Origin of the sequence: Pseudomonas agarici (assembly GCF_900109755.1) — a bacterium.
Lineage (GTDB): Bacteria > Pseudomonadota > Gammaproteobacteria > Pseudomonadales > Pseudomonadaceae > Aquipseudomonas > Aquipseudomonas agarici.
The window spans coordinates 1-9,530 of sequence record NZ_FOAR01000048.1 but is presented as its reverse complement, the minus strand read 5'-3'; the positions used below and the strand labels follow the sequence as shown (position 1 = coordinate 9,530).

General features: G+C 53.6%; 18 protein-coding genes. 6 read left to right on the top strand and 12 right to left on the bottom strand.

What is annotated here, in order from left to right; all coding sequences use genetic code 11:
* Positions 1 to 228: 228 nt before the first annotated feature.
* The 8 genes from BMX68_RS24600 to BMX68_RS26075 form a co-directional block, all read right to left on the bottom strand.
* Entirely contained in the window at positions 229 to 411 is a 183-nt protein-coding gene (locus BMX68_RS24600; RefSeq protein ID WP_017133304.1) for a hypothetical protein, read from the bottom strand.
* Positions 408 to 599 (bottom strand): hypothetical protein, encoded by a 192-nt coding sequence (locus BMX68_RS24595; protein WP_017133303.1) that lies wholly within the window; start codon positions 597 to 599, stop codon positions 408 to 410. Before BMX68_RS24595 ends, BMX68_RS24600 begins: the two co-directional genes overlap by 4 nt.
* A complete protein-coding gene (locus BMX68_RS24590; protein ID WP_017133302.1) occupies positions 596 to 1,021 on the bottom strand; it encodes a hypothetical protein in 426 nt (141 codons plus the stop codon). Before BMX68_RS24590 ends, BMX68_RS24595 begins: the two co-directional genes overlap by 4 nt.
* A 21-nt stretch (positions 1,022 to 1,042) precedes the next feature.
* Positions 1,043 to 1,720, bottom strand: a complete 678-nt coding sequence (locus BMX68_RS26550; protein ID WP_017133301.1) for a hypothetical protein — start codon at positions 1,718 to 1,720, stop codon at positions 1,043 to 1,045.
* A 28-nt stretch (positions 1,721 to 1,748) separates the two neighbouring features.
* Positions 1,749 to 1,997 (bottom strand): hypothetical protein, encoded by a 249-nt coding sequence (locus tag BMX68_RS24580; protein ID WP_017133300.1) that lies wholly within the window; start codon positions 1,995 to 1,997, stop codon positions 1,749 to 1,751.
* 122 nt (positions 1,998 to 2,119) lie between these two features.
* Positions 2,120 to 2,302, bottom strand: a complete 183-nt coding sequence (locus tag BMX68_RS24575) for a hypothetical protein (RefSeq protein WP_017133299.1) — start codon at positions 2,300 to 2,302, stop codon at positions 2,120 to 2,122.
* 442 nt (positions 2,303 to 2,744) lie between these two features.
* A complete protein-coding gene (locus BMX68_RS24570; protein WP_017133298.1) occupies positions 2,745 to 3,371 on the bottom strand; it encodes a hypothetical protein in 627 nt (208 codons plus the stop codon).
* Positions 3,372 to 3,443: 72 nt separating this feature from the next.
* Positions 3,444 to 3,590 (bottom strand): hypothetical protein, encoded by a 147-nt coding sequence (locus BMX68_RS26075; protein ID WP_017133297.1) that lies wholly within the window; start codon positions 3,588 to 3,590, stop codon positions 3,444 to 3,446.
* 11 nt (positions 3,591 to 3,601) lie between these two features.
* Between BMX68_RS26075 and BMX68_RS24565 the strand changes: the two genes are divergently transcribed.
* The gene (locus tag BMX68_RS24565; protein WP_017133296.1) at positions 3,602 to 3,811 is read left to right on the top strand and encodes a hypothetical protein; all 210 of its coding nucleotides are present in this window, start codon (positions 3,602 to 3,604) and stop codon (positions 3,809 to 3,811) included.
* Between the two features lie 48 nt (positions 3,812 to 3,859).
* Here the strand turns inward: BMX68_RS24565 and BMX68_RS24560 are convergent, their stop codons facing one another.
* A complete protein-coding gene (locus BMX68_RS24560; protein ID WP_017133295.1) occupies positions 3,860 to 4,402 on the bottom strand; it encodes a hypothetical protein in 543 nt (180 codons plus the stop codon).
* Between the two features lie 209 nt (positions 4,403 to 4,611).
* Between BMX68_RS24560 and BMX68_RS24555 the strand changes: the two genes are divergently transcribed.
* Positions 4,612 to 4,902, top strand: a complete 291-nt coding sequence (locus tag BMX68_RS24555; protein WP_017133294.1) for a hypothetical protein — start codon at positions 4,612 to 4,614, stop codon at positions 4,900 to 4,902.
* Here BMX68_RS24555 and BMX68_RS25755 read toward each other — a convergent pair.
* Positions 4,879 to 5,058: a hypothetical protein gene (locus tag BMX68_RS25755; RefSeq protein ID WP_143063360.1), complete on the bottom strand. Its 180-nt coding sequence runs from the start codon at positions 5,056 to 5,058 to the stop codon at positions 4,879 to 4,881. The two genes, BMX68_RS24555 and BMX68_RS25755, sit on opposite strands and share 24 nt — an antisense overlap.
* Positions 5,059 to 5,597: 539 nt before the next feature.
* On the opposite strand from BMX68_RS25755, the gene BMX68_RS24545 reads away from it, so the two are divergent.
* Positions 5,598 to 5,912, top strand: coding sequence for a DUF1654 domain-containing protein (locus BMX68_RS24545; protein ID WP_017133292.1), 315 nt, complete (start codon positions 5,598 to 5,600; stop codon positions 5,910 to 5,912).
* 400 nt (positions 5,913 to 6,312) lie between these two features.
* Here BMX68_RS24545 and BMX68_RS24540 read toward each other — a convergent pair whose 3' ends face one another.
* Entirely contained in the window at positions 6,313 to 7,254 is a 942-nt protein-coding gene (locus tag BMX68_RS24540; protein WP_017133291.1) for a hypothetical protein, read from the bottom strand.
* 263 nt (positions 7,255 to 7,517) lie between these two features.
* Positions 7,518 to 8,375, bottom strand: coding sequence for a S24 family peptidase (locus tag BMX68_RS24535; RefSeq protein WP_074862761.1), 858 nt, complete (start codon positions 8,373 to 8,375; stop codon positions 7,518 to 7,520).
* 96 nt (positions 8,376 to 8,471) lie between these two features.
* Between BMX68_RS24535 and BMX68_RS24530 the strand changes: the two genes are divergently transcribed.
* Genes BMX68_RS24530 through BMX68_RS24520 form a run of 3 tightly spaced genes read left to right on the top strand, consistent with a single transcriptional unit; the run spans position 8,472 to position 9,174 of the window.
* Positions 8,472 to 8,720: a transcriptional regulator gene (locus BMX68_RS24530; RefSeq protein WP_017129782.1), complete on the top strand. Its 249-nt coding sequence runs from the start codon at positions 8,472 to 8,474 to the stop codon at positions 8,718 to 8,720.
* A 28-nt stretch (positions 8,721 to 8,748) separates the two neighbouring features.
* The gene (locus BMX68_RS24525) at positions 8,749 to 8,949 is read left to right on the top strand and encodes a hypothetical protein (protein WP_017129783.1); all 201 of its coding nucleotides are present in this window, start codon (positions 8,749 to 8,751) and stop codon (positions 8,947 to 8,949) included.
* 18 nt (positions 8,950 to 8,967) lie between these two features.
* On the top strand, positions 8,968 to 9,174 hold the full coding sequence (locus BMX68_RS24520) for a hypothetical protein (protein WP_017129784.1): 207 nt from the start codon (positions 8,968 to 8,970) through the stop codon (positions 9,172 to 9,174).
* Positions 9,175 to 9,530: the final 356 nt, after the last annotated feature.

Sequence of the window (9,530 nt, the reverse complement as noted above, 5' to 3'; positions counted from 1 at the left end):
ATTCGATCAGCGAGAGCGCTGAGCAACATCAAGAGAGTGAAGAATGCGATAGATGTGAATGAGCCGCGCAAAATCAAAAGTCGGCGAGTGCGCTGATGCGAGGTCATGGGCCAACCCTTGCATCATGCTCAGACGAAATAATCTGTCTCGGCTCACCGTTTTCTTTGAAAAGACTGTATTGCAGAAGAAGAACTAGAGCGGCGGCGGCTAGAAGCCAGAATAAAACCCTCATGGCGCCACCTGCTTTCGAGCCCTTACGGCAATCCGCCCACCCTTAATTGCTTCAGCAAGATTTGGCGGCAGTGCCGAAACGGGTAGATCACGCGGCAAGCCAGCCCCAAGGACTATAAGCGCTCGCTCAATCTCTTCAATCTGTTCGTCGATCAGTGATTTAACTGGTGATGTGCTCATAACAACTCCTTGCGCTTCTCAACAATCTTGTTGAGTCGGCAGCAGTAGTGATTGAATTCTTCGACGCTGAGGCGTCCGTCCAGCATCATTTCTGAAAGCGTTTTTTGAATCATTACTGACCAACTGATCAGCGTTTCCGGGCTCTCAAGCGCTTCAAGCTCTTGTCCGATTAAGACGTGGGGGCTCATAACGAGTCATCCTCGGCCTGGGCGGCAAGTGCGTCATCGAAAAGGGGTCGGAGTAAGCTCTCGGCGATTTCGCCAAGCTTTCCGAAATGATTGTCGCTTGGGCCGAGCAGTTCGGAGATCGCGCTCTTGTCGGGCTTGTCGCCAGCGGTTAACAGCAGCCAGCCAAGCGCCGAGGAGCTGACTTTGCAGTCCTCAAGACGACTATTCACATGCTCATCTACCGCCAGAGCCAGTTGAGCAACGGTCACGCCTTGCGACTTTCTCATCCAGCGCTGAAACTTCACATCAGTGCGGAAGCGGACAAGCTGCTCTGTTGCGTTGTACAGCCACTCGGCGCGTGCAATCTCTACGGCCGACTCGCTCACTGGGGGCGGCAACTGCGCGTCGTAACGGCCTTGGCATATCTTCAATGCTGCGTTCATGGTCGCCTCCAGAGTGCCGGATCAGTCGGTGTAAGCGATGTACTTGAAGTGGCCGGTGTCTTCGTTGAAGCGTTCGAATCTGCCGCCGAAGGTGCCGCGCACCACCCTCTCCACATCCGAGACAAGCGTTCCGATTGGGAAGACGCCCTCCTTGATCATGGAGCTGCTGCTGTGGAGCTTTGCCACCCAGTCGATTTTTGTGGGATCAAGGACGCGAGGCCTTGTTTCTATGCGGGGAAGATCGCCCATGCTGATGGTTGCGATTTCGCGAACGCACAAAGGATCATCAGCAGCCCGCCATCCGCATTTCGTGCAGCACATATCGGCTTCCTGATGACGCCAGCATGGCGCGTTCAAATGGCAGCTACAGTCCTTTACCTGCTCCAGCTCGATGACGCCTGCGCAGCCATCACGGGCGCACGCGTCGCCCTCGCAATATCCGAAATCGCTCATGGCGACCTCCAGTGTTTGGGGTTGGGCGGAACGGGCGGCGAGCATTGCGTCGGCAACTGCGTACGCAGACTCGGCGGCGTACTGCACGTCGCGGGTACTCATGCCGGGAAATGCTGGAGCAAGCGCCTTGGCTGCGAAGTAATCGCGCAGGGTCATGCCGAGGAATGCATCGGCATTGGCATCGCCAAATCGTGCAACAGCGGCTTCGGGCGCGGGAAAGGCCGGCCCGCCATCATCTTTGCTCATGACTCTCTCCATTCGTTGGTTCGCCCGGTTAAAAGGGGGAATCTTCTGGCGCAACGAGGAAATAATTGCAGGCATATTCCTCGCCGATCAGCTCAAGGAATGCGTCACGGTCGTGCACCTGCAAAATCTCTTCAGGTGTGAACTCAGCAAGGATTTCACTCTCTTCAATACTTGCCAGCGTGGCGGAAACCTTTGTCATGTAGTGGCGCTGTCGGTCTTGGAAATAACCGGCTTCCGAAGAAACCTGTTGTGCGAGAAAGCTGATTTCTTTACTCATGATTTGCTCCGCTTATTTGGTTCACCTGTATTCGTTCAACACTCATGCCTCCCGCTGGTTGCCGATGGGCGCGGAGGGGAGTGCATGCGGGTGGTGTCGGGAGGAGGGTGCAGCCGGCCCGATCAGGCCAGCCGGAATTTCCGTTCAGGGAATTCCTTTTCGAATTCCTCAAGAATTCTGCCCGCAAGTTCGGGGCATTTGCGCGGAAGGGCATGGTCGCGGTTGTCAGTCGTTTTCAACGTCTTCCCGATGAAGCAAAAGACGAAGGTCCAGCCGTTGTCCGTTTGGACTTGAAGCTTTTCCATGTGGCGGCTCCGATTGAGAGATAGGCCCCAGGCCCGCTACTGGCGACGGCCTGGGTTTGCAGCGTCAAGTTGTCCTGGTGCGCTGGGGTGGCCTACCGGAATTCCGGCCGATGCGCGGTGACATCGACGACCTACTGTCCGCTGCCTGTATGAGTATTGGGCGCAGCCTTCAGGCTTGCTGCGCCACGCAGGTGAATCGTTCGGCTACTTCATGTCGGTAGCTCCTATTGCTCGCTCACTGGGCAGGCAGTGGCCACCTATTGATTGTGCAGATGGCAGGCTAGGCGAACCGTTCCTGCTCCCGGCGTTATCACCTCGTCGCGCTTTCAGCTCTAGCCGCGATCAGGTATCCGGGGACGGATGGGCAATTCCCGCGCTCGGCGGTTCATCTGCAATGCAGGTGGGCGGTTATAGGCCGCAGTTTCGTCCGCATCTATGGCCGCTATTGGAAGCCGACCAATTCATTGGCAAGCAACTCTCTTGCGCGATCACTCAAGGCGGTGAGAACCCGAGGATCCTGAGAGTCGCAAGCCTTGTACTGCTCAATCCGCTTTAGAAGCTCGCGGTGCTTGGCTTCCCGGTAGGCCTGATTCGCCTCTTCCGGGGTGTGGAACCTGCCAAGTGTCACGCGCAGGCCATCGACATTCAGGGATGCGGCGAACTTCCTGTCGCACTTACAATTGACCCAGGCAACGCCTATCGGCCACTCGCCCCGTGTCGCCTGATTGGTGCCGAAGAAGAGGTTCAACCACTGTGGTATGAACGCACATGTATCCGGTCCGTAGACCCGATTGCCGGGAACCAGAAAATCTTTGTCGAGATGTATTCCCTCCCAGCGCTGAGTGACCATCCAGCCTTTGAAAGCGGAGAACCTCTTCCACTCTTCCACGACCGTGCAGCCGCGATAGGTTGGGTACTTGGCCTGGTATCGCTCCGAGTAGCACCTCATGAGCATGTCAGACCATCTTGCATAGATCGGGTCGTGCTTGAATCTGTTGCTTTCCGCCCGGCCTGCCGACATCGGGACATCGTTCAGGCCAACGCCATAAACAAGACGCTGCTTTTTCATGTACCCTCCAGACTGTGCGCTCTCATAGAGAGGATCGGGCAGTTAACGACAGGCTGTCGTGGCGCTGGTTGGTCAGGACTTCACCAGCTCGTAGCCGGCGGCGCCGTAAGCTTTTGTTAGCCGCTTGTTGATTTGCTCGAGGGAGTAAGCAATTCCGCCGTGACCACTCGGACCCTTGTAGATGTACATTCCACCCTTCACTTCGTAGGTAAATCGCATAGGTGCACTCCATGGTTGGAAAAATTGAGCCGCGATACGGGGCAGAGGTGTACATCTCTGACGCCGGGAACATCTGCATCAAACAGGATCAGGGGGGCCGTGAAGAGCACGTGCTGATTTTTGCTGACGAAGAGGTCGACGACCTGATTGCTCTGTTGAAGGATGCAAAATCGGAGCTGGCCGAAGAGCGACGAGTGGCCGAAGAAAACGAGAACAACTGAGGCCTGTCACATCCATCTGCCCACCCAGTGAATGGGCAGAAGTGATGCTCAGTACGGCTTCTCGACCTTGCCCTGGTCTTGCAGGCTTTTGATGTGGAACAGGTTGTTCAACATCATGTCCATCTGGCCGGCCAACTGGTTACGCAGGCCGTCCTTAAGTGCGCCAGTCACAGCGTTGACGCTGGTCTGCATTTGCTTGGTGAAGTCCTCGGCGCAGATCTTGGTCATGAGCCATTCGGCGCGCGTCACAGTGTTGTACGAGCTGGATGCTGGCTTGCCATCGCCAGGGTTCACCTTGCAGTTCCAGTAAGCAGTGACGGTTGTTTCCAGCTCCTTGCGGAGCGTGGTGGACGGCCCTTCCTGATCACCCCACTGATTCACCCGGCGATATTCACGCTCGAACGAACCGTTGATGGTTTCGTCGATCGCCTTCTGAATCTGCGAGGTCACGCGCTCGTCGAAGATTTTGTCGATGCGTTTCTTCACTTCTTTCGCGACCATCTCGGAGAGGTCTTCGTCCTCTCGCAGCAACTGGTCGGCGACATTTGCCACGATGGATTTTTTCAGTTCGGCTTCGTTGATATTGAGCATGGTCATTGCCTCGGTTGTTTTCCCAATGCACCCGTCACCAGGCGCATCAGTGAAACTTTCCGCCGTGGCCCGCTACTGGCGTCGGTCACCGGCTTGAATCGAATGTGGTCGCCTGTTTTTACAGGGGCAGGCTCCCTGTTTCCTCGCTTTCCACAGTCGAGGGAAACCCATATGCTTCGACCTCCACAGTCGAAACAAGGAATGCAGTTATGGCGGAATACATGGCTCGAGTTGAGCTGTTCAGGGCCGATGGCGAGGACTACGCCGATCTTCACGAAAAAATGGCTGCTTTAGGCCTGAAGCGGACGGTTAAGTTTGATGACGGAAAAACTTATGACATGCCGATAGGCACGTACTTTGGAGCAAGCGCCCTAAGCACCTCTGTATTGAGAGACAGAGTCAAATCTATTTCTGATCCGCTTACTTCGCGAGGCGCTGCTTCAATTTTTCTATGCCGTGTTGAAGGGAGTGAGTGGTCAGCATTCCTTTACGAGGCCTGACCCGCCGGCGGCTGACTTGCCCCAGGGCACAACATCAATCGCGTGATACCTCATTACGCCAATAGCTGACTCAAAGGCGGTATCAAAACTGGTGCCGCTTTTTTCAGACAGCTCAAGAACAATCTGTCGAACTCGCTCAATCTGTTCTTCGTTCATTTCCTTACCCCGGTTTGACTTCCCTGATACCCCTCGTAAGAAGGGCATCGAGGAAATCTGTCTCGCTACGCATATCTGGGTCATTCGCCAGTTCGGTATCCCTCGTCTGCCGCAGGTTCTCCCTGCGTTTCCTCCCAGCGCCAAAGTCACTCCCGTGGCGGTAGGTCAGATCAGATCGCCGGTCTCCAGTAGAGGCGTAGCGGCCAATCGTTAGTTTTTGACAGAGCCTTTGCATCGGCCCTCCCTGTCCTTGCCGGACAGGCGGCCCCGCTGTTATTTCCGCAGCAGGATCGTGTTCTGAATTTTTAAAGAGCGACTCCGAATCGGAGCGGACCCTTTCGAGGCCCTTCGCAGTGGCTGTGTCGCTGCGATGGGTGAACGATAAGCCAATGCCTAATTTCTGTAAATAGGTAATGCCTAATTATTTTCAAATTTCTTCTCCGGCGAAAGTCAGCGGCTGAGGGGGTTGCATTTCCAGATCGAGACGTTAAGCTTTGCCTATCCTGTATTTATATACAGTATTTGTTAAGGAGATGTTTATGGCAGTCCACGGAAATGTAAAACCACCACAAGCCAGCGGTATGACCGGGATAGAGCGGCTCAGCCTGCGAGTTTCATCGATGATCAATCATCCGATCGCGCAGGAGCGGCGTGAGGTAACTGTTCATCGCCTGGACACGGACGGTGATCGGGAATGGGAAGAAGTGCTTAGCGTGATCGCTGAAACTGACGAACTCGAACTGACGCTCAATGACGACGGCAGCGTGACGGTGAGATGGGAGCAACAGGAGTTGGATACGGCGGGAAAAGGAGAGGCTGAGTTTGAGCCTGAAGAGGAGTTGGCCCCGTTCTGACGGGCACTAAAAAGCCCGCTCAGTGGCGGGCTACAGGTTATGGCGGGGAAGTCATATGTAAGAGACCCTGCTCCGGAGCCATTTTGGTATATTCTACTAAGGAATGCATTTTTAAGAATAGATTCCTAAAGGTGATAGATGAAATCCACCCCAGCGGTTCAGAGCCTAAACCTTACCTCGTTATGCAAGCCAAGAGATTATCAGGAGTGCCTAATCTACAGCCCATGCGAAGGATTTATGGTTGCGACATGGAAAAACCTAGGTGATGAGCCAGGGTTCTATTTATTCGCTACTTACGAACCACTACATCATGAGCAGGCCCTGCTCTGGGTTGGACTTCCATCGCCGGAGCTTATGAGCAATCTTTGCCAAAAGCTATCTAATGCCAAAATAGAAAGCGCTACAATCTCCGTCCAGAAAGAGACATGACCCTTCGTATCTCACTTATGGCTGGAGATAGGCTGTCTTTTGAAATCCCTATTAGCAAAAGATCTTCAAGATTCTTGGATGTGAAAAAATCATTGCCGCTAGAAATAAGGCTTTCAATACGAGCGACGCCTTTTGGGATTAAACTAATCCATGCGTGAGTTTTGCTAATTTCCCCTGCGCGCCATTGATGTATTTCAACTTCGCTTGCGGCTATAACGTTTTTTAATGGATTAATAAAGTTAAATATCTCTTCGTCCTTGTAAGAAGCGCCTAAAAAGCTGAATCCCGCTATTTCGCCAATCTTTATCTGTTTTGGTGGCACAGCACCCGACTTCTTCGCCGCAGGGTTGGTCTCAAGATAAGCTTCTCTCTCGGCTAGGGATCTAGCTTCATACCTATAGAGCCCTGGATCTCGGGTTTTTAGTTTATGATCAAGCCGGCTGCTGTCAGCCGCAGAAAATGCCCCTCGAAGCTTGAAGCGAAGCGATTTAAGAAATAAATATTGTTGTTGTAGGCTGGATATTGTCGCGAGCATTGATGGAGCAACTGCCTTAAGCTCAAGTATCCTATTTACTTTGAGTCTTCTGCTATATAGCTCATCATGCCTTTTCATTTCTGACGAGAAGTCTGCTTTGAAATGCTTTGTACCGCAGTCTTTGCCTATGTTTGTTTCTTGTTCGTCACTAGTAGTAATAAGGTAGCCGTGTAAGTGCGGCTTTCCGCAGTCCGATATTCCACACTTAATCGTTTTTCCATTTAGATGGTAAGGGGCGACGATGCTTCCAAAGTTCCTGTCCTTGTGTGTGGGTACAAAATAAAGAGAGGATTGATATTTTGGGCGGCAGACAATCGACTCAATGTCAGCTAGCACCGGAACATCTTCAAAAGAAACGTTAGAGTCTTCGCCGCTCATTTCACATCCTTGAATTGTATATTCACTTATTCCGATTGGTTACTGCGTTCTCGAAATGCTTCCCTCTTCACCTCATCTGCATATCCCTCGACAGCCAGGTAACTCGCCGCGATCTCCAGCAACTCCCTAACCTCATCTTACTGGCCATCCTCAGACAGTCGCACGGCGCCCTTCATCAGATCGACTCCCGACTACTTGAGAATGCCGCAGCCTCTTTCAGGTCGCGGCGCAGCGGTTGGTAGCGTTTAGTGAGGGTCATAGCGTCACACCGGCTGCCCGTTCCACACGTAAAGCACGCGAGCTAGGATGTGGGTGTCATCCACTCGTATGTCCTCGGGGTCGTGGTGCTTGTTGTCCGAGATCATCTTGAAGCGATCCTTGCCTTTCTTTTGCAGGCGTTTCACGTACAGCATTTCGTCGTGGGAGAAGAGGTAGATGCCATCACCCGTGAACTCCCGGATCGTGATGTCGACCAGTAGCGGGTCGCGATCCTTGATGGTTGGCGCCATCGACTGACCCCAACCTGTCACCATCTTCAGGTGGAAGTGTTCTTTGAACTCAACACCCATCGCCCGAAGCTGGGAAGGGCTGACGCGCACATCCTGAAGCATTTCCGGATAGTCGTGGGCGACCTCACCACCACCCAAAGCGCCGCGAATGTCGTAATGGGCAATCCACACCTCGTCGCCGACCTTGCCGAGCCTGTACGCATCGTTCGCTAGAACGCTGACAGTTCCCACTGGCTCGTCTCCCTCGGCGATCGCCAGAATCCTCTGCAAACGATCATCGTCCAAGGCCTTGCCTTCCAGCATATGACGAACCTTATCGGCCGCAGACGACACCGGCGACTTTTCCGCTCCGCCGCAGAAAAGCTTCCTAGCCTCAAGTGCTTCTTCCGAGTATGCGAAGCCCAGACGTAAACCCCAGTGGTCCGGCCCGACCACGTCTGAAAAATAGTCGATCACGTCCATCAGCTTCGATTTATCGATCCTGCCGTTTTTCACCCAGCCCTGTATCGACGGAGGCTTCACTGCGAAGTCGTCTGCGAGCTGCTTTTTTGATACGCCCTTGGCGATCCGCGCAGCCTCGATGGCGGCGCCTAATTCCGGTCCGGTAAGCATTGCCTAATTAGGCCCGTAGCAATATTGGTTAGGCAATGGCTTGTTGTAGATAAGGTAATGCCTTATATTCACCGCAACATCTCCAGGAGACAACTCATGAAGCCAGCAGAAGCAGCCAAAGAAGCATCCCGCTTGCTCGGCAGCCAAGCGGAAATGGCGCGCCGCCTGCGGGTTGCTGCGCCCACTGTCAACCAGTGGTGCTCTGGCGAGCGATCCGTTCCCGCCAAGCGCGCAATTGAAATCGAGGCATTGACCGGAGGCGCAGTTGATCGCGCCGACCTCTGCCCATCTTTTCCGTGGGCGCAGATTCAGTCTGCGGCCAGCCAAGCACTCTCCGCCGCCTAACCCCTTTATCAGTCACAAGGAACAGCAAATGTACGCCGATCAATCGCATAAGCGAGACACGCCCCGAAAGGTGCGCTTCAACAAAACACTCGACCGGATTCTCAGTCGCGCAGCAGAGCGCGCTGAGATGCAGCACGCCACATATCTGTACGAAATGATCGAGTGGGCTGTTGAGAACGGCGCAATCGAAGCGCTCAACAAGAACGACAAACAGTCTAGCGCTGCATAGAGGCCCTTTGGAGGTCACGTGCCTGAAATCGAATATGAGCACCTGAGCGATGGTGCAAAGAGAAAGATCGCTGCCTTCGCCTTGAAAAGTGGGGTCGGCGTCGACGAAGCGCTCGAAGCAATTGCTATCGAGTTTTTAGCAATGGGGGGGCCGTCTCTAATGAGGCGCCCAAAAGCCAGGCTGTACCAATTAGCCCCTAAAGAGGGACTCAAAAGTGAAAAATGACAAATCGCAGGCACAAAAAAGCCAGGTTCGCGGCCTGGCTTTTTGTGCAGCACATACAAGTACGTTCTGGAGCTGATTATGCACAGTTCAATAGATGCCGGCAATACCCTCAACAATCTCGCGCCACGTTTTTCGCAATCTGAAAACGTGGCGCACGAACGTAACTATCACATATCTGCTGCGATGCATGCTGTTCGGATGGTTCGGTTTCAATACACCAAGGAAGCCAAGAATCAATTCCGTCGCGAATGTCTCGATCACCTGAGGGCTTCATTGTCTGGGGGCGCGGCATGAACTACGGATTCATTTACTGCCTCGCCAGCGAAGCCATGCCAGGCATCTACAAGATCGGCATG

Bases quoted from the DNA above. Each gene is read 5' to 3' on its own strand.
- BMX68_RS24580 (WP_017133300.1), bottom strand. From the start codon at position 1,997: ATGAGTAAAGAAATCAGCTTTCTCGCACAACAGGTTTCTTCGGAAGCC.
- BMX68_RS24535 (WP_074862761.1), bottom strand. From the start codon at position 8,375: ATGCTTACCGGACCGGAATTAGGCGCCGCCATCGAGGCTGCGCGGATC.
- BMX68_RS26550 (WP_017133301.1), bottom strand. From the start codon at position 1,720: ATGAGCAAAGATGATGGCGGGCCGGCCTTTCCCGCGCCCGAAGCCGCT.
- BMX68_RS24570 (WP_017133298.1), bottom strand. From the start codon at position 3,371: ATGAAAAAGCAGCGTCTTGTTTATGGCGTTGGCCTGAACGATGTCCCG.
- BMX68_RS24555 (WP_017133294.1), top strand. From the start codon at position 4,612: ATGGCGGAATACATGGCTCGAGTTGAGCTGTTCAGGGCCGATGGCGAG.
- BMX68_RS24590 (WP_017133302.1), bottom strand. From the start codon at position 1,021: ATGAACGCAGCATTGAAGATATGCCAAGGCCGTTACGACGCGCAGTTG.
- BMX68_RS24565 (WP_017133296.1), top strand. From the start codon at position 3,602: ATGGTTGGAAAAATTGAGCCGCGATACGGGGCAGAGGTGTACATCTCT.
- BMX68_RS24540 (WP_017133291.1), bottom strand. From the start codon at position 7,254: ATGAGCGGCGAAGACTCTAACGTTTCTTTTGAAGATGTTCCGGTGCTA.
- BMX68_RS26075 (WP_017133297.1), bottom strand. From the start codon at position 3,590: ATGCGATTTACCTACGAAGTGAAGGGTGGAATGTACATCTACAAGGGT.
- BMX68_RS24600 (WP_017133304.1), bottom strand. From the start codon at position 411: ATGAGCACATCACCAGTTAAATCACTGATCGACGAACAGATTGAAGAG.
- BMX68_RS24560 (WP_017133295.1), bottom strand. From the start codon at position 4,402: ATGCTCAATATCAACGAAGCCGAACTGAAAAAATCCATCGTGGCAAAT.
- BMX68_RS24545 (WP_017133292.1), top strand. From the start codon at position 5,598: ATGGCAGTCCACGGAAATGTAAAACCACCACAAGCCAGCGGTATGACC.
- BMX68_RS24530 (WP_017129782.1), top strand. From the start codon at position 8,472: ATGAAGCCAGCAGAAGCAGCCAAAGAAGCATCCCGCTTGCTCGGCAGC.
- BMX68_RS24595 (WP_017133303.1), bottom strand. From the start codon at position 599: ATGAGCCCCCACGTCTTAATCGGACAAGAGCTTGAAGCGCTTGAGAGC.
- BMX68_RS24525 (WP_017129783.1), top strand. From the start codon at position 8,749: ATGTACGCCGATCAATCGCATAAGCGAGACACGCCCCGAAAGGTGCGC.
- BMX68_RS24575 (WP_017133299.1), bottom strand. From the start codon at position 2,302: ATGGAAAAGCTTCAAGTCCAAACGGACAACGGCTGGACCTTCGTCTTT.
- BMX68_RS25755 (WP_143063360.1), bottom strand. From the start codon at position 5,058: ATGAACGAAGAACAGATTGAGCGAGTTCGACAGATTGTTCTTGAGCTG.